Annotated in this window: 19 protein-coding genes; 4 read left to right on the top strand and 15 right to left on the bottom strand. The window is 70.0% G+C overall.

Annotated elements, in window-relative coordinates; all coding sequences use genetic code 11:
• Positions 1 to 22: 22 nt before the first annotated feature.
• The gene (locus tag BI335_RS00790; protein WP_229118923.1) at positions 23 to 838 is read left to right on the top strand and encodes a uracil-DNA glycosylase; all 816 of its coding nucleotides are present in this window, start codon (positions 23 to 25) and stop codon (positions 836 to 838) included.
• Between the two features lie 106 nt (positions 839 to 944).
• Here the strand turns inward: BI335_RS00790 and rpmB are convergent, their stop codons facing one another.
• The gene (gene rpmB / locus BI335_RS00785) at positions 945 to 1130 is read right to left on the bottom strand and encodes a 50S ribosomal protein L28 (protein ID WP_094360604.1); all 186 of its coding nucleotides are present in this window, start codon (positions 1128 to 1130) and stop codon (positions 945 to 947) included.
• A 227-nt stretch (positions 1131 to 1357) separates the two neighbouring features.
• On the opposite strand from rpmB, the gene BI335_RS00780 reads away from it, so the two are divergent.
• Positions 1358 to 2095, top strand: a complete 738-nt coding sequence (locus BI335_RS00780) for an MIP/aquaporin family protein (RefSeq protein WP_094360602.1) — start codon at positions 1358 to 1360, stop codon at positions 2093 to 2095.
• A 47-nt stretch (positions 2096 to 2142) separates the two neighbouring features.
• Positions 2143 to 3654, top strand: a complete 1512-nt coding sequence (glpK, locus tag BI335_RS00775) for a glycerol kinase GlpK (RefSeq protein ID WP_094404107.1) — start codon at positions 2143 to 2145, stop codon at positions 3652 to 3654.
• 84 nt (positions 3655 to 3738) lie between these two features.
• Here glpK and BI335_RS00770 read toward each other — a convergent pair whose 3' ends face one another.
• The 11 genes from BI335_RS00770 to BI335_RS00725 all read right to left on the bottom strand — a co-directional run bounded on the left by BI335_RS00770 (position 3739) and on the right by BI335_RS00725 (position 15481).
• Positions 3739 to 4383, bottom strand: a complete 645-nt coding sequence (locus tag BI335_RS00770; RefSeq protein WP_094424791.1) for a response regulator — start codon at positions 4381 to 4383, stop codon at positions 3739 to 3741.
• Complete coding sequence (locus BI335_RS00765; RefSeq protein WP_094429426.1) at positions 4371 to 5684, bottom strand: sensor histidine kinase; 1314 nt, start codon at positions 5682 to 5684, stop codon at positions 4371 to 4373. Before BI335_RS00765 ends, BI335_RS00770 begins: the two co-directional genes overlap by 13 nt.
• Positions 5685 to 5896: 212 nt before the next feature.
• Positions 5897 to 7582, bottom strand: a complete 1686-nt coding sequence (locus tag BI335_RS00760; protein ID WP_094360596.1) for a ribonuclease J — start codon at positions 7580 to 7582, stop codon at positions 5897 to 5899.
• A gap of 5 nt (positions 7583 to 7587) precedes the next feature.
• Positions 7588 to 8049, bottom strand: a complete 462-nt coding sequence (locus BI335_RS00755; protein WP_094429425.1) for an acetyltransferase — start codon at positions 8047 to 8049, stop codon at positions 7588 to 7590.
• 17 nt (positions 8050 to 8066) lie between these two features.
• On the bottom strand, positions 8067 to 8669 hold the full coding sequence (locus BI335_RS00750; protein WP_094360592.1) for a GNAT family N-acetyltransferase: 603 nt from the start codon (positions 8667 to 8669) through the stop codon (positions 8067 to 8069).
• A 189-nt stretch (positions 8670 to 8858) separates the two neighbouring features.
• On the bottom strand, positions 8859 to 9611 hold the full coding sequence (locus BI335_RS00745; RefSeq protein ID WP_094404111.1) for an LmeA family phospholipid-binding protein: 753 nt from the start codon (positions 9609 to 9611) through the stop codon (positions 8859 to 8861).
• The gene (dapB, locus tag BI335_RS00740; RefSeq protein WP_094360588.1) at positions 9608 to 10363 is read right to left on the bottom strand and encodes a 4-hydroxy-tetrahydrodipicolinate reductase; all 756 of its coding nucleotides are present in this window, start codon (positions 10361 to 10363) and stop codon (positions 9608 to 9610) included. Before dapB ends, BI335_RS00745 begins: the two co-directional genes overlap by 4 nt.
• 78 nt (positions 10364 to 10441) lie before the next feature.
• Complete coding sequence (locus tag BI335_RS00735) at positions 10442 to 11779, bottom strand: M16 family metallopeptidase (RefSeq protein WP_229118924.1); 1338 nt, start codon at positions 11777 to 11779, stop codon at positions 10442 to 10444.
• Between the two features lie 2 nt (positions 11780 to 11781).
• Positions 11782 to 14025, bottom strand: a complete 2244-nt coding sequence (locus BI335_RS00730; RefSeq protein WP_094404113.1) for a polyribonucleotide nucleotidyltransferase — start codon at positions 14023 to 14025, stop codon at positions 11782 to 11784.
• Between the two features lie 230 nt (positions 14026 to 14255).
• Positions 14256 to 14426, bottom strand: a complete 171-nt coding sequence (locus tag BI335_RS21280; RefSeq protein ID WP_172421661.1) for a hypothetical protein — start codon at positions 14424 to 14426, stop codon at positions 14256 to 14258.
• Positions 14423 to 15481: an asparaginase gene (locus BI335_RS00725; protein WP_229118118.1), complete on the bottom strand. Its 1059-nt coding sequence runs from the start codon at positions 15479 to 15481 to the stop codon at positions 14423 to 14425. The genes BI335_RS21280 and BI335_RS00725 overlap by 4 nt, the downstream gene beginning before the upstream one ends.
• A 71-nt stretch (positions 15482 to 15552) precedes the next feature.
• On the opposite strand from BI335_RS00725, the gene BI335_RS00720 reads away from it, so the two are divergent.
• Positions 15553 to 16065, top strand: a complete 513-nt coding sequence (locus tag BI335_RS00720; protein WP_094360584.1) for a hypothetical protein — start codon at positions 15553 to 15555, stop codon at positions 16063 to 16065.
• Between the two features lie 3 nt (positions 16066 to 16068).
• Here the strand turns inward: BI335_RS00720 and BI335_RS00715 are convergent, their stop codons facing one another.
• From BI335_RS00715 to rpsO, 3 genes are all read right to left on the bottom strand, one after another.
• Positions 16069 to 17157, bottom strand: coding sequence for an alpha/beta hydrolase fold domain-containing protein (locus tag BI335_RS00715; protein ID WP_094406718.1), 1089 nt, complete (start codon positions 17155 to 17157; stop codon positions 16069 to 16071).
• Entirely contained in the window at positions 17154 to 18152 is a 999-nt protein-coding gene (locus tag BI335_RS00710) for a LacI family DNA-binding transcriptional regulator (RefSeq protein WP_144009050.1), read from the bottom strand. The genes BI335_RS00715 and BI335_RS00710 overlap by 4 nt, the downstream gene beginning before the upstream one ends.
• Positions 18153 to 18305: 153 nt before the next feature.
• Entirely contained in the window at positions 18306 to 18569 is a 264-nt protein-coding gene (gene rpsO, locus BI335_RS00705; protein ID WP_094360578.1) for a 30S ribosomal protein S15, read from the bottom strand.
• Positions 18570 to 18655: the final 86 nt, after the last annotated feature.

Raw genomic sequence — 18655 nt, 5'->3', positions numbered from 1 at the left:
GTCTGGCCCTACGCTGCCGACCATGGACCCGCACCCGATCACCGGCCATGAGTTCGCCTCCCCGGTACCGCCGGGCAGCGGGTGGCCGGGTGATCCGGCGACGGCCGGTACGCCGGTGGCGCACGATCCTGCCGAGGTGGTCGAGCTGGCGGCCGCCGCGGGTGATGTCACCGAGCTGGAGGCCCGGGTCACGGTGTGCCGGGCCTGCCCGCGGTTGGTCGCCTGGCGGGAGCAGGTGGCGTCCGAACGCCGCGCCGCCTATCGCGATCAGCCCTACTGGGGACGGCCGGCGGCGGCGTTCGGCGACCCGCAGGCCCCGGTCCTGATCGTCGGCCTGGCACCGGCCGCGCACGGCGCCAACCGAACCGGGCGGATGTTCACCGGGGACCGTTCCGGGGACTGGCTGTACGCCGCCCTGCATCGGGCCGGGTTCGCCAACCAGCCCACCGCGGTGCACGCCGGCGACGGGCTGGAGCTGACCGGGATCCGGATCACCGCGTCGGTGCACTGCGCCCCGCCGCAGAACAAGCCGACCACCGCGGAGCGGGACGCCTGCGCGCCCTGGCTCGACCGGGAACTGCAGCTCTCGGCACCGCGGCTGCGTTCGATCATGGCGCTCGGCTCACTCGCCTGGGACGCCACCCTGGCCGCCGCCCGCCGGCTCGGCTGGGGCGTACCCCGCCCGAAACCGCGGTTCGGGCACGGCGCCGAGGCGACGCTGCTGGCTCCCGGCGATCGGCCGGTACGCCTGATCGGCAGCTATCACGTCAGCCAGCAGAACACCTTCACCGGCCGGCTCACCGAGGCGATGCTCGATGAGGTGCTGAACCGCCTGTGACGTCCCACGTCGGCTGGGCGAGCGAGGAACGAGCGAGTCGAAGCCACCCCGGGACACGCAAAAAGGACCTGCCCCGGATGGGACAGGTCCTCAGGCGCAGGCCGGGTCAGCGAGCGACCTTGCCGGCCTTCAGGCAGGAGGTGCACACGTTCACACGCTTGGACGTGCCACCGATCACGGCCTTGACGCGCTGGATGTTCGGGTTCCAGCGACGCTTGGTCTTCTTCTTCGACCAGGGCACGTTGTGGCCGAAGCCCGGGCCCTTGGCGCACACGTCACATACGGCAGCCACTGGAGTGTCTCCTCGTCAGAACTTCATTGATTGGGGTCCGATCACGCGATCGGCAACCGGTAGAGCATAGCCGACGCCCACTCCCCCATCCAAATCCTCGGGACCGGGGTTCGGATCGGCCCACCCGGGTATGAATGGATCATCGATCCAACACTCTGGATCACTGATACAGTCACACATCCGAGACAGCCCTCACACCTCACCCCCGGATTGAGAGGCACCCATCGATGAGCCTGTGGAGCATCTTCACCAGTGAACTGATCGGCACCGCGATCCTGATCGTCCTCGGCGCGGGCGTGGTCGCCAACAATGCCTTCCCGAAGAGCTACGGCTATCGCGGCGGCAACCTGATGGTCAACTTCGGCTGGGGCCTCGGCGTGATGGCCGGGGTGTACGCCGCCGCACGCACCGGCGGTCACCTGAACCCGGCGGTCACCCTCGGTGTCTGGGCCTCCGGTGCGACCGAGTTCGCCCCCGGCGTCCCGGTCACCGCGCCCACGATCGGGGTCTACCTGATCGCTCAGCTGGTCGGCGCCTTCGGTGGCGCGATCCTGACCTGGGCGGCGTACAAGAAACAGTTCGACACCCGCGGGGACGCGCCCAGCCTGATCTTCGCCACCGCACCCCAGGTCGCCAGCGTGCCGTGGAATCTGATCACCGAGATCATCGGCACCTTCGTGCTGGTCTTCGGCGCGCTCAGCTTCGGCGCCTGGGACGGCGGCCGGGGAACCATGCTGGAGGCCATCCCGGTGGCCCTGCTGGTGGTCGGCATCGGCGCCAGCCTCGGCGGACCGACCGGGTACGCCATCAACCCGGCCCGCGACCTGGGTCCGCGACTCGCCCACGCGCTGCTGCCGATCCCGCACAAGGACTCCAGCAACTGGGGTTATGCCTGGATCCCCGTCGTCGGCCCGATCATCGGCGGTGTGCTCGGTGGCCTACTGTTCCACTGGTACGGCGGCTGAACGCGTCCATCACCCCGACTCGGCACGGAATCAGAGAGGATCCGGACATGACCAACTACATCGCATCCATCGATCAGGGCACGACCAGCACGCGGTGCATCGTCTTCGACCACGACGGCACCATCAAGGGTGTGTCCCAGATGGAGCACGAGCAGATCTTCCCGAAGGCCGGTTGGGTGGAGCACGATCCGCAGGAGATCTGGGACAACACCCGCAAGGTGTGCGCCGAGGTGCTGGCCCAGCTCGACCTGAAGGCATCCGACATCGCCGCGGTCGGCATCACCAACCAGCGCGAGACGACGCTGGTGTGGGACAAGAACACCGGCAAGGCGGTCTACAACGCGATCGTCTGGCAGGACACCCGCACCGACAAGATCTGCACCGAGCTCGGCGGCGACCAGGGTGCGGACCGGTTCAAGGAGACCACCGGACTGCCGCTGGCGACCTACTTCGCCGGCCCGAAGGCGCGCTGGATCCTGGACAACGTCGAGGGTGCGCGGGAGGCGGCCGAGGCCGGTGACCTGCTGTTCGGCACGATGGACACCTGGGTGCTGTGGAACATGACCGGCGGGGTCAACGGCGGCCGGCACGCCACCGATGTCACCAACGCCTCCCGCACCCTGATGATGGATCTGGACACCCTGGACTGGGACGACGAGATCGTCGAGGCGATGGGCCTGCCGAAATCGATGCTGCCCGAGATCGTGCCCTCCTCCGAGGTCTACGGCAAGGTGCGTGAGCGGGGGGTGCTGGCCGGTGTCGAGATCGCCGGCATCCTCGGCGACCAGCAGGCGGCCACCTTCGGCCAGGTCTGCTTCGAGCCTGGAATGGCGAAGAACACCTATGGGACAGGGAATTTCCTGCTGCTGAACACCGGCGAGGAGAAGGTGCTGTCCAAGAACGGGCTGGTCACCACGGTCTGCTACCAGATCGGCGAGAACAAGCCGGTGTACGCCCTGGAGGGCTCGATCGCGGTCACCGGTTCGCTGGTGCAGTGGCTGCGCGACAACCTGAAGCTGATCAAGAACGCACCCGAGGTCGAGGAGCTGGCCAAGTCGGTCGACGACAACGGCGACGTCTACGTCGTACCGGCCTTCTCCGGGCTGTTCGCCCCGCACTGGCGCAGCGATGCCCGCGGCGCGGTCGTCGGGCTGACCCGGTTCGCGAACCGGGGCCACATCGCCCGGGCGGCGTTGGAGGCGGTCGCCTTCCAGAGCAAGGAGGTCGTCGATGCGATGAACGCCGACTCCGGGGTCGACCTGAGCGAACTGAAGGTCGACGGCGGGATGGTCGCCAACGACACCTTGATGCAGTTCCAGGCCGATCTGCTCGATGTGCCGGTGATCCGGCCCAAGGTCACCGAGACGACCGCGCTCGGCGCGGCGTACGCCGCGGGGCTCGCGGTCGGCTTCTGGGACGACGAGGCCGAGCTGACCAAGCAGTGGGCCGAGGACAAGCGCTGGGAATCCACGATGGATGAGAAGGAGCGCAAGCGCCTGATGGGCAAGTGGACCAAGGCCGTCGAGCGCACCCTGAACTGGGTCGAGGACGAGGACTGATCCCCGCTCATCGAGCAGCACGCCGTGCGCAGCGTCCCACCCACGCTCGTGCGTGTCGAGATGAGCTCGGCCGGCGAGACACAATTATCCGTTCAGCAGCATCAGTACCGCGCTGACCCGGCGGTGCCGGCCGTCCTCGCTGGTCAGCCCGAGCTTGGCGAACAGCCGCTGGGTGTGCTTCTCCACCGCACCCTCGGTGATCACCAGGTCGGCGGCGATCCCGGCGTTCGAGTGCCCCTGGGCCATCAGCTCGAGCACCTCCCGTTCGCGCGGGGTGAGCTCGTCGATCGGATCATTGGTACGCCGCTGCGCGAACACCTGCTGCACCACCTCGGGATCGATCGCGAAACCGCCCCCGGCGACCCGTTGCACCGCATCCAGGAATCCGTCGATGTCGGAGACCCGGTCCTTGAGCAGATAGCCGATCGCGCCCTCCCCTGCGGCGAGCAGGTCCTGGGCGTAGGAGAGCACCACGTACTGGCTGAGCAGCAGGATCGGCGCGCCCGGCCAGTCGGCGCGGATCCGGACGGCCGCCCGCAGCCCCTCGTCGGTGTGCGAGGGCGGCATCCGGATGTCGGTGATGATCAGGTCCGGCCGCAGCGCCAGCGCCTCGGCGTACAGGCTCTCGCCGTTGTCGACGCCGGCCACCACCTGGTGACCGGCGTCGCCGAGGATCAGCCCGAGCCCTTCGCGGAGCAGGACCGAGTCGTCGGCGATCAGGATGCGCACGGGATGACAGCCTGCACCATGCTCGGACCACCGACCGGCGAATCCACCTCCAGCCGCCCGTCGACCCCGCGGAGCCGTTCGGCGAGCCCGGCCAGGCCGTGACCCTTGGCCGGATCGGCACCGCCGACCCCATCGTCGATCACGGTCACGAACAGCCAGTCGTCCTCGACACCAGCGAGCACCCGGGCCTGGCTGGCTCCAGAATGCTTGTTCAGGTTGGCCAGCGCCTCGCTGACGACGAAGTACGCCGCGGTCTCGACGTGGGCGGGCAACCGGGGCACGTCGATCTCGACCTGGACCGGCACCAGGGATCGGGTGGTGGCTTCCCCGAGGGCGGCGGCCAGGCCACGGTCGACGAGCACCGGCGGCGCGATCCCGCGGCTCAGCATCCGCAGCTCGCCGAGCGCCTCCTGGGTCTGCTCCATCGCGCCGGCGAGCACGATCTGGGCGTTCTCGGGGTCGGTGGCGGCCATCCGGCGGGCCCGGGCCAGATCCATGTTCAGGCGGACCAGCCGCTGCTGCGGCCCGTCGTGAATGTCGCGCTCCAACCGGCGCAGCTGATCGGTCTCGGCCTGCCGCACCGCCGCCCGGGAGCTGCGCAGCTCACCGACCTCGCGCTGGTGCTCGGCGCGGGAGCTGAGCAGTCCGCGCGCGAGGGCGACCTGGGCGGTGGCCAGCCCGCGGATCACCCAGGGCAGGGTGAGCAGGAAGATCAGCCCGACCAGACCCTGCAGGGCGGCGTCGGCCCAGATCGAGTCGGCCAGACCGAGCGCGCGCAGCGCCGGATTGTAGTCCCCGGGCGGCAGCACCGCGTCCAGGACCAGCGCCGACAGCGGGCCGAGGACGATCGCGGCGGCGCCGACCAGCCAGGTCAGCGCGACCGAGAAGGTGATGATCGACAACAGGAACCGGACGAGCACCCAGGTCACATCGAGCCAGGACTGCGGATCCCGGAGCGGGGTCAGCAACCGCCCGACCATGCCACCCCCAGGCGCCAGGTACGCCGGTTCGGGGGCCTGCCGGCCGTCCACCGAGGCGATCATCCGGCGCTCGGTTGCCGCGAAGACGCGGGCGATCAGGACGGTCAGCACCAGGATCGGCAGCCCGGCCCAGACGATCGACATGCCGACGCCGAGGAGGGCGATGCTGACGACCAGGACGAACGCGATCAGCGCGATCGGGAAGCTCAGCAGCAGGTACGCCGACCCGGCGGCCACGCCGCGGAAATGGCGTACCGGCAGGGGTTTCGGCGATTCGGTGGGCTGGTCCTCGACGGGGCTGGAGGCGGGGCGTGTGCTCATGGCTCCAGCCTGCTCGTCGGTCACACCGCGCAGTATCCCGCAGGCTGGTGTCTCGGTGTCGGGTTTCCCCGACACCCGCTCCGAACATGTCAGGGGTTATGCACCGTCCCAGGCACGCGCACCGTGGGATCTCCCGCAAGAGATCGGGGGTTCATCTCGACACGGCCGCCATTGCTCCGCTGCGCTACGCATGGCGGCCTACTCGATGAGCGTCACGTCGCGACGACGATGGGGATGATCATCGGGCGGCGGCGGTGGGTCTTGTTCACCCAGCGGCCGACCTTGCGACGGATCACCTGCTGCAACCGGTGCGAGTCATCGACGCCCTCCTGCATGGCCTGCACCAGCGCCTCGGAGATCTCCCCGCGGATGCCGTCGAAGACCGCGTCGTCGCCGACGAAGCCGCGGGCGTTGATCTCGGGTCCGGAGACGATCTGGTTGGTGTGCACGTTGACCACCGCCAGCACCGAGATGAAGCCTTCCTCGCCGAGGATCTTGCGGTCGGTGAGCTCGGTCTCGGAGATGTCGCCGACGCTGGAGCCGTCGACGAAGACGTAGCTCGCGTCGATCCGGCCGACCACCGACACCTTGCCGTCGTGCAGGTCGACCACGTCGCCGTCCTCGACGATCACCGTGTGGTCGCGGCGTACGCCGGTGGCCTGCGCCAGTTCGGCGTTGGCGACCAGGTGGCGTACCTCGCCGTGCACCGGCATCACGTTCCTGGGCTTGACGATGTTGTAGCAGTAGAGCAACTCACCGGCCGAGGCGTGCCCGGAGACGTGCACCATCGCATTGCCCTTGTGCACCACCCGGGCACCGAGCTTGGTCAGCCCGTTGATCACCCGGTAGACCGAGTTCTCGTTGCCGGGGATCAGCGAGGACGCCAGCAGCACGGTGTCGCCGGGCTTGAGTTCGATCACCGGGTGCTCGCGGTTCGCGATCCGTGACAGCGCCGAGAGCGGTTCGCCCTGGGAGCCGGTGGAGATGATCACCACGTCCTCCGGCTTGTACTTCTCCAGGTCCTTGAGTTCGATCAGCGTGTTGCCGGGCACCTTGAGATAGCCCAGGTCGCGGGCGATGGACATGTTGCGCACCATCGAGCGGCCGACGTAGACGACCTTGCGACCGTGGCGTACCGCCTCGTCGAGCACCTGCTGCACCCGGTGCACGTGGGAGGCGAAGCAGGCCACGATCAGCCGCTGCCTGCTGGTCGCGAAGACCCGCTGCAGGGCCGGCTGGATGTCCTTCTCCGGGGTGGTGAAACCCGGTACCTCGGCATTGGTGGAGTCGACCATGAACAGGTCGACGCCCTCCTCGCCGAGCCGGGCGAAGGCCCGCAGATCGGTGAGCCGGCCGTCCAGCGGCAGCTGGTCCATCTTGAAGTCACCGGTGTGCAGCACCGTCCCGGCGGCGGTCCGCAGGAAGACCGCCAGCGCGTCCGGGATGGAGTGGTTGACCGCGAGGAACTCCAGCTCGAACTCCGGCACGGTGACGATCGAACCCTCTTCGACCTCGCGCAGGTCGGTGTTGCGGATCCGGTGCTCCTTCAGCTTCTCCCGCAGCAGCGCCAGGGTGAGTCGGGAGCCGAACACCGGGATGTCGTTGCGCAACCGCAGCAGATAGGGCACCGCGCCGATGTGGTCCTCGTGGCCGTGGGTGAGCACCAGGCCGACCACGTCGTCGATCCGGTCCCGGATCGCCTCGATGCCGGGCAGGATCAGGTCGACACCGGGGTGTGCCTCGTCGGGGAACAGTACGCCGCAGTCGATCAGCAGGATCTTGCCGTTGATCTCCAGGCTGGCCATGTTCCGCCCGACGTCGCCGAGACCGCCCAGCGGGATCACCCGCAGGGTGTCGGGCTTGAGCTTCGGGGGGATTCGCAGACCGGCAGCAGACATGGGTTTCAGGCTAGCGGACCGGAGCCGCGCAGGCGCAGTCGCAGCAGTGGATACGCCCGGCCGTCGGCATCGGTGTCGCTGCGTCCGACGATCTCGAATCCTCGATGCAGATAGAAGCCGGTCGCCGCCGGGTTCTGTTCGTTGACCTCGACCCGCCGGACTCCCTGCTCGGTGATCGCCTGCTCCAGCAGCGCGGTACCGACCCCGCTGCCGCGGCTGTCCGGGTCGACGAACAGCATCTCGAGTCCGTCCCCGGCCACCCCGGAGAACCCCACCGGCGCCCCCGCGCGTTCGGCGACCGTCAGGGTCACCGCCGGCAGGTAGTCGGTGGCCAGCTTCGCCTGGATCTCATCGCGGTCCGCGGGGGCCAGGAAGTCGTGCGTGGCGTCGACGGCCCGACGCCAGATCCGCACCAGGTCCGGCTGGTCGACCGCGCCGCGGCCGGGGCGCAGGTGCAGGAGAGTCATGGCGGCAGCCTGCCACCTCAGTCGGCGGCCGGCGACCCGGTTTCCGCGGCGTCCGCCGGACCACCGGAGATGTCGGAGTGCAGGCGGACCTGTTTGATCCGTACGCTCTCGTCCTCGGTGCCGATCTCTCGGTGTGAGCCGTCGGCCGCCCAGCCGGCCCCGGTCAGGAAACCGCGCAGGTCGTCATCGGTGGAGTTCACCCACCAGGTGGCCAGCCCGAACCCGTCGGCGCGCAGGGTGTCCACGCAGGCGTTCAACAGCCGCGAGCCGTGGCCGCGGCCGCGGGCCAGCGGGTCGATCAGGAACTCCCCGACCAGTCCGTCGACGCCTTGGGTGGCGTCCGGGTCGTCGCTGGGCATCGTGGTCGCCATCCCGACCACCCGATCCGGCTCCTGCCCGTCATTGGCGGCGACCGCCACCAGCACCCGGTAGCTGGCCAGCGGCGGGCGGGTGATGGAGAGCTGCCAGGCCTCGGTCATGGTGTCCAGGTCGAGCTGGCCGAGCACGGCGTCGGCCCGCTCCCCCAGCTCGGCGGCCCAGACACGGCGCTGCAGGGCGGCCAGTTCGGGGGCCTCCCGGGGAAGGGCCAGGCGGACGGAATCGGGGCGCGGTTCACTCACCGGATCAGCCTATCGAGGGCGCAAGGGGCGGGGCGCGGGCGTGGAACAGCCCGTGACTGCCGGCTCGGGGGATCTGGCAATCACGGGCTGCGAGAGAAAGTCTGTCATACGAATCGGGGACAGATGGAGGTATCAGAAATTTCTAATACCAAGTGGTAAGAAAGTTGGGATGACCCCGGTACGAAGGTGTCAGCCGGCCAGCACGATGTTCTGCCCGGACAGGTCCAGGGTGAGCTGCTGGGCGTCCACCTGCAGGCCGCCGGCCCGCACCCCGAGCGGGAGCTGCAGCGGCACCGCCGGTACCGACTCCTCGACGACCCGGCTGACCACCGAATCCGGCAGCTGGTACCCGGCCACCTCGGCCTGCACATCGGTGACCCGCAGCGACTGCGCGGCCACATCGAGCGCCGGCCGGCCGCGCAGCAGCACGGTGGCCTGCTGCCCGAGCACCCGCGGGGACACCTTGAGCTCGACCCGCCCGTCGGGCAGCGGGGTGACCGGTACGCCGGCGGCGCGCTGCACCTCCGGCCAGGCGATCTCGGCACTGCCGGTGAGGGTGCTGGCGGTGGCCCGGCTGAAGTTGTCACCGGTGACGACCTGCCCCAGATCCAGCCGCAGCCGCTGCACGGTCATCGGTTTCGAACCACCGGTGGAGACGTCGGCGGCATCCACCACCACCCGGTCGAAGCGGTTGGCGGCCACCTGGGTGAGGAAGGGGAAACCGGTGATGTCGACGGTCGGTTGCTGGGCCAGTCCGAGCTGGGTCTGCACCTGCTGGGCGACCTGGTCGTTGGCGTACCGTCGGCCGATCCGGTCGGCGGCCACCAGCACGCCGAGGAGCAGCGCGAAGACGACCAGGAAGGCGATCAGGCAGCCGAGGCCGCGGCGGCGCGGCCGCCGCTGCGCCCTGGTCTGCTGGGACTGCGGTACCTGCTGACTCACGCGTTCGGGGTCGGGTCCTCGAGGCCGAGGATGCCCTCGATGCCGATGGTCAGTCCGGGCCGGTTCGGGACCGCGCGGACCGCTTCGATGACCCCGGGCATGAAGCTCGCCCGGTCCAGCGAGTCGTGCCGGATGGTGAGGGTCTCCCCCTCGGTGCCGAAGAGCACCTCCTGGTGGGCGATCAGGCCCTTCACCCGGACCGAATGCACCCGGATCCCGTCGATGTCGGCGCCGCGGGCACCGGGCACCTCCTGCTCGGTGGCATCGGGGACCGGACCGAGCCCGGCCGCCTGCCGGGCGGCGGCGATCTGCCGGGCGGTGCTGGTCGCGGTGCCGGAGGGGGCGTCGGCCTTGGTCGGGTGGTGCAGTTCGACGATCTCGACCGAGTCGAAGAACCGGGCGGCGCGCTTGGAGAAGTCCATCATCAGGATCGCGCCGATGGAGAAGTTGGCGGCGATCACGACCCCGACCTCGGGCTTGTCGGCCAGCCATTCCCGGACCTGGGCGATCCGGTCCTCGGTGAAACCGGTGGTGCCGACCACGGCGTGGATGCCGTTCTCGATGGCCCACTTGAGGTTGTCCATCACCGATTCGGGGTGGGTGAAGTCGACGATCACCTGGGCCTGGCCGGCGTCCTCCTTGGAGTCGCCGTAGTCGAGCCCGGTGACCAGATCGAGTCCCTCGGCACGACCAACGGCCCGGCACACCTCCGCGCCCATCCGGCCGTTGGCTCCAAAGACAGCGATATCCATTGCTCACTCCACTTCTCGGGTCTCATCGCAGGGGTACGCCCCCACTCTAGGAGGTGCGGGCACCTCGGGCGGCGCGGGTCAGAGCCACCGTTCGACGAGTCCGGTGAGCCGGTTCCGGTTCACCCGGCCGCCGACCACCGACAGCACCGGTGGCACGGTCAGCAACTCCTCGGCGACCGTGGCGAGTTCGTCGGGGGTGACCTGTTCGTAGTGCTCCAGGATCTCGCTCATCCGCCGGGTGTCCCCGGAGAGTTCGGCGGTGCCGAGCCGGTTCATCCGGGCGGTCGGCCCCTCGAAGGCGAGCAGGGTCTGGCCGAGCAGCTGGCCGCGGGCGCGGGCCAGTTCGGCCTCGCCGATGCCGTTCTCGAGCAGTTCGGCGAGGCTGCCGCGGACCACCGCGGTGACGTCGGCGACCCGCTCGGGCACGCTGCCCCATTCGATGGTGAAGCTGCCGGCATCGGCGTACGCCGACTCCCCCGCGTCGATCGCGTACGCCAACCCGCGGCGCTCGCGCACCTCGACGAACAACCGGGAGCTCATCCCGCCGCCGAGCACCACCGAGAGCAGGTTGAGCGGGTAGCGGCGCTGGTCGACCGCGCTGCCCGGTCCGTCGGTGAACACACCGGGGCTGGGGAAGCCGAGCACGGCCAGGGCGTGTTCCAGCGGCCGGCTGCGGACCAGCACGCTGCCCGGGTCGATCTTGGGGCGGGCAGGCCGCTGCCGGGGCTGGTCGCCGTTGCCGGCCAGCCGTTCGTCGAACTCGGCGAGCTGGTCGACCAGCCGGTCGTGATCGACCCGGCCGGCGGCGGCCACGACGATCCTGGGCGCGCGGTAGTGCCGCCGCCAGAAGCTGTTGATCTGGTCCCGGCTGAGGGCGGAGATCGAGGCGTCGGAGCCGATCACGCTGCGTTCCAGCGGGGTGCCGGCGAACAGCCGGCTGGCGACGAGTTCTCCGGCGGCGTCGGCCGGGTCGTCGTGGTGCATCGCGATCTCGTCCAGGATCACCGCCCGCTCGGCGTCGATGTCGGCCTCGCGGAGCAGTGAGGCGGACAGCATGTCGGTGAGCACGTCGACCGCGATCGGGGCGTCGTCGGCGAGGGTCTTGGCATAGAAGCAGGTGTGCTCCTTGGCCGTGTACGCGTTCAGGTCACCGCCGACCTGTTCGATGGCGGCCGAGATCTCCTCCGCACCGCGGCGCCGGGTGCCCTTGAACAGCACGTGTTCGAGGAAGTGGGAGACCCCGTGCAGGTGCGGTGCCTCGAAGCGGGAGCCGGTACCGACGAAGCAGCCGATGCTGAAGCTGCCCGTCCCGGGCATGTCCTCGGTGACCACACGCAGGCCGCCCGGCAGCACACTGCGGCGGGAGTTCCCACCGAGGTAGTGCTGCCGGGCGGCTGCGCGGTTGCTACTGGCCAAACTCAGGCCTCGGACCCGGCCTCGACCTGGTCGTCGCTGCCCTGGTCGCCGGACTCCTCGTCGGACTCCTCGACGACCGGGATCAGCGACAGCTTGCCGCGGTCGTCGATCTCGGAGATCTCCACCTGCAGCTTCTGGCCGACCGAGAGCACGTCCTCGACCGACTCGACGCGCTTGCCGCCGGCGAGCGCGCGCAGCTTGGAGATGTGCAGCAGGCCGTCCTTGCCGGGCAGCAGCGAGACGAAGGCACCGAAGTTGGTCAGCTTGACCACGGTGCCGAGGTAGCGCTCGCCCTTCTCCGGCATCGTCGGGTTGGCGATCGCGTTGATCGTCGACCGGGCGGCCTCGGCGGAGGTGCCGTCGACCGCACCGATGTAGATGGTGCCGTCGTCGTTGATGGTGATCTCGGCGCCGGTGTCGTCCTGGATCTGGTTGATCATCTTGCCCTTGGGGCCGATGACCTCGCCGATCTTGTCGACCGGGATCTTCACGGTGATGATCCGCGGTGCGTAGATGCTCATCTCGTCGGGGCGATCGATGGCCTCGTTCATCACCTCGAGGATCGTGTGCCGGGCCTCGCGGGCCTGCAGCAGCGCCTTCGACAGCTCCTCGGCGGGGATGCCGTCGAGCTTGGTGTCGAGCTGCAGCGCGGTCACGAAGTCCTTGGTGCCGGCGACCTTGAAGTCCATGTCACCGAGGGCGTCCTCGTCGCCGAGGATGTCGGTCAGCGCCACATACTTGGTGGTGCCGTCGATCTCCTCGCTCATCAGGCCCATCGCGATGCCGGCGACCGGCGCCTTGAGCGGCACACCGGCGTTCAGCAGCGACAGCGTGGACGCGCAGACCGAGCCCATCGAGGTGGAGCCGTTCGAGCCGAGCGCCTCGGAGACCTGGCGGATGGCGTAGGGGAACTCCTCGCGGTCCGGCAGCACCGGCACCAGGGCGCGCTCGGCGAGCGCACCGTGGCCGATCTCGCGGCGCTTCGGCGAACCGACGCGGCCGGTCTCACCGGTGGAGTAGGGCGGGAAGTTGTAGTGGTGCATGTAGCGCTTGCTGGTCTCCGGGGAGAGGGTGTCCAGCTTCTGCTCCAGGCCCAGCATGTTCAGCGTGGTGACACCCAGGATCTGGGTCTCGCCGCGCTGGAACAGTGCCGAACCGTGCACCCGCGGCAGTACGCCGACCTCGGCGGACAGGGTGCGGATGTCGGCCAGCCCGCGGCCGTCGATCCGGATGTTCTCGGTGAGCGTGCGGTGCCGCACGATCTTCTTGGTCAGCGCCTTGAGCGCGCCCGAGATCTCCTTCTCCCGACCCTCGAAGCGGTCGGCGAGCTTCTCGGTGACCTCCTGGCGGATCGCGTGGGTGGCCTCGTTGCGCTCCTCCTTGCCGGGGATCTGCATGGCCTGCTTGACCCGGTCGGCGGCCTCGGCCTCGACCGCGGCGTACACGTCGTCGGCGTAGTCGGAGAAGACCGGGAAGTCCGCGGTGTCCTTGGGGAACTGGGCGGCGAGTTCGGCCTGCGCGTCGCAGAGGGTCTTGATGAACGGCTTGGCGGCCTCCAGGCCCTTGCCGACCACGTCCTCGGTCGGGGCGGTCTTGCCGGCGGAGACCAGGTTCCAGGTCTGCTCGGTGGACTCGGCCTCGACCATCATGATCGCGACATCGCCATCGGGCAGCACCCGGCCGGCGACGACCATGTCGAAGGTGGCGTCCTCGAGCTGCTCGACGGTCGGGAAGGCGACCCACTGGTCGTCGATCAGCGCGATCCGGACACCGCCGATCGGGCCCGAGAAGGGCAGCCCGGCGAGCTGGGTGGACATCGAGGCGGCGTTGATGGCCACCACGTCGTAGAGCACGTCCGGGTTCAGCGCCATCACGGTGACGACGACCTGGACCTCGTTGCGCAGGCCCTTGACGAAGGACGGGCGCAGCGGGCGGTCGATCAGCCGGCAGGCCAGGATCGCACCCTCGGACGGGCGGCCCTCGCGGCGGAAGAAGGAGCCGGGGATGCGGCCGGCGGCGTACATCCGCTCCTCCACGTCCACGGTGAGGGGGAAGAAGTCGATGGCATCGCGCGGGGTCTTCTGCGCGGTGGTGGCGGACAGCAGCATGGTGTCGCCGTCCAGGTAGACGGCGGCCGAGCCGGCCGCCTGACGGGCCAGCAGTCCCGACTCGAAGCGCACGACGTGCTTGCCGTGCTTGCCGTTGTCGATGATGGCCTCGGTGAACTTGAGGTCAGGTCCCTCCACAGGGATTCCTTTCGTGTGGGCGATCGCAGCCGCACACAGCCGACCCGTTGTGATGGAGGCCGGTCTTCGATCGAGGTCCGCGGGTCACTCACGCGCAGCGATGGGCTGGGCGGCTCCCGAGGACCACTACCGAGGACCGAGGACTCCCGGAAACGGCCGGGCGGGCGATCTGGTGTGATCAATACTTGTTCGGTTGTACCACTCAGGCTAGCGGATCGACCCGCGCTCCCCTATTTGACGAGCAGGTACGCCACGGCGACGATCAGTCCGCCGAGGACCGCCATGGCCAGCAGCGCCAGGCCCATGTAGCGCAGGATCCGGCCGAAATCAATGAGCTTGAACTCCTCCTCGGGCTCGGACTCGGGCTCGGGCGTGGGGCGCTGCTGGGGCTCCTGGGTCATCGCGGCAGCCTCCCCCGGCGGGCCAGTTCGGCGGCGAGCTGGTCGCGATCGGCCCCGGCGGCGAGCAGCAGCTGGGTGAGGGTGCGGGCCTTGAGCGGGGCGAGCCAGCCGGCCGGCAGCAGGCCGCGCGCGATCAGGTCGATCTCCGCGCCCTGGTAGCCGTAGGTGCGCTGCAGCACCGGCCCGGCGGCGGTCCGGCCGGCGAGGACGACCGGCACCCGCCGGGCCAACTCGGCGTACACGTCGGAGGCGGGGATGCTGACGTGCCCACCACCGCTGCCGGCCACCACCAGGGCGGCGGCGCCGGCGTCCACGGCGGCCCGGGCGAGTCGGCCGTCGTCGCCGAGGTGGAATTCCAGCAGCGGCACCCAGGGCCAGTCGGCGGCAGCGAGCGCGGCGCGGTCCGGGGCGGGCACCGCCGGATCCCGCGGGGTGGTCGCGGTCCAGGCGACCTCACCCTCGACGAGCAGGCCGAGGGCAGCGGCACCGGGGCTGGCGAAGGCACCGGTACGCACGGTGTGGGATTTGCGGACCCAGCGGGCGGCATGGATCTGGTCATCGAGCACCGTCAGTACGCCGCGGTCCCGGGCACCGGGTGAGGCGGCGACGGTGAACGCGGCGAGCACATTGGCGGGCCCGTCGGCACCGGGCTGTTCCGGCCCGCGCATCGCGGCGGTGACGATCAGCGGCTCGCTGCGCTGCCAGAGCAGGTCCCACAGATAGGCGGTCTCCTCGAGGGTGTCGGTGCCCTGCGAGATCACCACCCCGGCGGCACCGGCGTCGACCTCCTGCTCGGCCCAGGCGAGGGTCTCGACGAGCTGCCGGGCGGTCAGCGAGGAGGAGCCGACCCGCTGCAGCGTCGCGGTCCGGATCCGCACCCCGGCCGCCGCACTCACCGAGGTCACCAGATCCTCCGCGCCGAGGCTCGGCCGGATCCCGGATTCGTCCCCGGAGACCATCGAGATGGTGCCGCCGAGCGCGCCGAAGGCGATCACCGGCGCCTCGTTCCCGGGCTGGGCGGGGTCCTGCTGGGTGGGGTCCTGCTGGCTGGTCACATCACTCCTCTGCTCGCCCCGGCATCCTGACACAAACCGCGATGAACCCGGGTCTGGATACCGTTCTCGCCATGGTCGTACTCGCCTACGTCATCGCCTGGTTCCAGGCGAATTTCCTTCTGGGGTTCGGATTGGGGCTGGCACTGCTCGCCCTGTGGGGCGTGTTGTCGAACCGGAAGCGACCAGCAGCGGTACGCCGGCTGCGGTTCATCCCGCTGGTCCTGCTGATCCCGTTCCTGGCCTCGGTGGGGCTCTTCCTCACCGACAAGCTGAAGTTCACCGACAACCTGCGCGGCCGCACCGTGGCGGCGTACGGCCAGGACGCCACCGTCACCGTCGGCGCGAACACCGGCAGTTACGCGACCCGCCGGAATGCCTCGCTCTACTACGACGTGACGATCCGGTACGCCGACGGCACCACCAAGACCGACAATCTCGACCTGCTCGGGGTGTTGCGGACCAACAACAACTGGTGGGGGCAGCTGGTCGATCAGAGCCGCACCGGTCGCCCGACGGTGCTCACCGTGAAGTATCTGCCCGGGCTGAAGGACGGCTGGGTGGTGACGGGCATCCAGAGCAGCTGAGCCCTACGCCGCTGCGCAGACCCGCCGCGCGAACACCGCACACGACTCCCAGCGCGCCGTCTGCACCCCGGGTGCCGCGACCGTGTGCGTACCCGGATGGGACTCCACCTCCGCCCGGCCACCACCCGAACGGACCGCCGCCGCGAACTCCGCTCCCCCGCGGGCGATCTCGTCATCGGTGGCGAGCTGCACCAGGCTCGGCGGCAATCCGGCCAGGGCCGGGGCCAGCGCGGGTGAGAGCACCGGGTGGTGCAACGGATTCGGCCCGGCCCAGGCGGTCAGCAGGTCGCGGCGCGACCCGGGGTCGTCGGAGATCCGGATGGACTCCGGCAGGTCCAGTGCGGGCATCGAGAGGATCAGTCCGGCCAGCGGCGCGAACCCCGGGATGGTTCGCGCCAGGATGGCGGCGGCGGCCGCGCAGTTGCCACCCGAGGAGGTGCCCTGCAGCACGATCCGGTCGTGCCCGAAGCCCTGCTCGGCGAGCCAGCGCACCGCGGCCAGGGCGTCGGATGTCGAACGGGGGAAGGGATGTTCGGGGGCCAGCCGGTAGTCCGGGGTGACGACGGTGAGCCCGGCCCGGTCGACCAGGAAGGCGGCGAACTCGTCGCCGACGGCATCGAGCAAGGACCCCCCACCCATCCAGAATCCGCCGCCGTGCAGCACCACCACCGCACCCACCGATGGGCCATCGACCGGTTCGTGCACCACCATCCGGAACGTGTTGACGGCCGGGGCGAGCGACGGCACCGGGGTCAGCGCGGCGGCGGGTACGCCGGGGGCGAGCTCGATCTCCCCGCGCGGCAGCCACCGGTCGTCCACCGGTACCCGCACGCTGCGCCGGCGGACCCGTCCCGCCCCGGGGCCCGCAGGTCGCGGTGGCCCGCCGAAGAATTCAGCGCCGAACTCCTCGGCCGCGTCGATCGCGACGAGGGCGCGTTCGTTGTGCTCCTCGCGGATCTCGGCCACCGCCGCGAGCCACTCGGGTACGCCCTGGCCGGGCGCCGGGCGTACCGGGACCGGGCTGGGTTCCAGCAGGTCCCGTGCCCGCAACACCTCCTGCACGCGGTCGACCAGCCCGGCGAGCGGGTTCATGTGGTCTCTCCTTCGATCAGCTCGACGTTCATCATGGTGTGGGTCACCGGGAGGTCCGGGTCGGCGATCCGGCGCAGCAGCAGTTCCATCCCGAGCGTGCCGGATTCGGCGAGCGGCTGCCGGATGGTGGTCAGCTTGGCCGCCCGGGCCAGCTCCCGGCCGTCGAATCCGACCAGATGATGATCACCGGGCACCTTGACCCGGCCGGCCCGCAACCCGTTCAGCAGGCCCACCGCGACCCGGTCGTGGTGGGCGAAGATGCCGAGGCCGTCGCGGCCGCGGCGGGCCAGTGCGAGCCCGCGTTCCTCCGCGGCCGCCAGCCCGTCGGGCACCTTCAGGTGCCGGAACTGCTGGCGACCCATCCCGGCCTCGGCCAGCGCCTGCTGGAAGCCCAGCATCCGCCGCTGCGCCGCCGACGGATAGCTCGAGACCTGCCCCTCGCTGACATAGACGAACTCCGTCAGCCCGCGGGCGAGCAGGTGCTGGGCGGGCAGTTTCCCGCCCAGTTCGTCGTTCATGGTGACCGTGTCCAGTTCCGGGTGCCGGCTGTCCACCAGCACCGCGGGCAACCGGTGCTGCTGCACCCGTTCCACCCAGGCGTCGTCGACCGGCAGCCCCATCACCACGATGCCGTCCACCCGGCCCTGCAGCGGCAGCACCGACAGTTGCGGGTCGGCGCTGCGGGCGGCGGAGCCGTGGTCGACGAGCACCACCTCACAGGCGCCGTCGCCGTGCCGGGCCCGGTTGAGCAGACCGTCCAGCCGCTCGTGGAAGGACGAATAGCTGGTGAACGGGGCGACGACCGCGATCCGTGGCGTACTCGCCCGCTGCCGGCGTTCGGCCAGCTCGTGCGGGTAGTAGCCGAGCGCGTCCACCACCGCCAGCACCTTCGCCCGGGTCTTGGCCGAAACTCGGTGCGGCCGGTTCAGGGTGTGCGAGACCGTCGTCTTCGACACCCCGGCCTGGGCGGCCACATCGCTGATCGTGACGGCCATCTGCACCTCCACCTCGTTGGGGATGCGGTGAGGGTAGGCAGCCGAGGGGCCCGGTACCAAGGGTTTGCGCAAACCGGTTTGCACGCCCGCGCAACGAAAAGAGCCGGCCCCATGGGGACCGGCTCCTCAGCGGCGTACCGCGCAGGTGGAACGTCAGCGACGCAGGCCGAGGCGCTTGATCAGCGCACGGTAGTGCTCGACGTCCTGCTTGGCGACGTAGTTCAGCAGCCGGCGGCGCTGGCCGACCATCAGCATCAGGCCACGACGGGAGTGGTGGTCACCCTTGTGCTCCTTGAGGTGCTCGGTGAGGTGCGAGATGCGCTTGGTGAGCAGCGCGATCTGCACATCCGGAGAGCCGGTGTCGCCGGGCTTCGTCGCGTATTCTTCGATGATCTTCTGCTTGGTGTCGGCGTCCATGACGCTCTCCTTCCGGTTTCCCGTTGCGCGGCGCCCCGGCGTCGGTGGTGCTGGGGCTCTTGGTGATCCGCGGCCGTCGTGACGGC

The organism is Enemella evansiae, assembly GCF_002250705.1.
Classification (GTDB): Bacteria; Actinomycetota; Actinomycetes; order Propionibacteriales; family Propionibacteriaceae; genus Enemella; species Enemella evansiae.
The sequence above is the reverse complement of the archived record's forward strand: the minus strand, read 5'-3'. Positions and strand labels throughout refer to the sequence as shown.

Coding starts and splice junctions, on each gene's coding strand:
- BI335_RS00790 (WP_229118923.1), top strand. CDS start 23: ATGGACCCGCACCCGATCACCGGCCATGAGTTCGCCTCCCCGGTACCG.
- BI335_RS00780 (WP_094360602.1), top strand. CDS start 1,358: ATGAGCCTGTGGAGCATCTTCACCAGTGAACTGATCGGCACCGCGATC.
- glpK (WP_094404107.1), top strand. CDS start 2,143: ATGACCAACTACATCGCATCCATCGATCAGGGCACGACCAGCACGCGG.
- BI335_RS00765 (WP_094429426.1), bottom strand. CDS start 5,684: ATGAGCACACGCCCCGCCTCCAGCCCCGTCGAGGACCAGCCCACCGAA.
- BI335_RS00760 (WP_094360596.1), bottom strand. CDS start 7,582: ATGTCTGCTGCCGGTCTGCGAATCCCCCCGAAGCTCAAGCCCGACACC.
- BI335_RS00755 (WP_094429425.1), bottom strand. CDS start 8,049: ATGACTCTCCTGCACCTGCGCCCCGGCCGCGGCGCGGTCGACCAGCCG.
- dapB (WP_094360588.1), bottom strand. CDS start 10,363: ATGGATATCGCTGTCTTTGGAGCCAACGGCCGGATGGGCGCGGAGGTG.
- BI335_RS21280 (WP_172421661.1), bottom strand. CDS start 14,426: ATGACCCAGGAGCCCCAGCAGCGCCCCACGCCCGAGCCCGAGTCCGAG.
- BI335_RS00720 (WP_094360584.1), top strand. CDS start 15,553: ATGGTCGTACTCGCCTACGTCATCGCCTGGTTCCAGGCGAATTTCCTT.
- BI335_RS00715 (WP_094406718.1), bottom strand. CDS start 17,157: ATGAACCCGCTCGCCGGGCTGGTCGACCGCGTGCAGGAGGTGTTGCGG.
- BI335_RS00710 (WP_144009050.1), bottom strand. CDS start 18,152: ATGGCCGTCACGATCAGCGATGTGGCCGCCCAGGCCGGGGTGTCGAAG.
- rpsO (WP_094360578.1), bottom strand. CDS start 18,569: ATGGACGCCGACACCAAGCAGAAGATCATCGAAGAATACGCGACGAAG.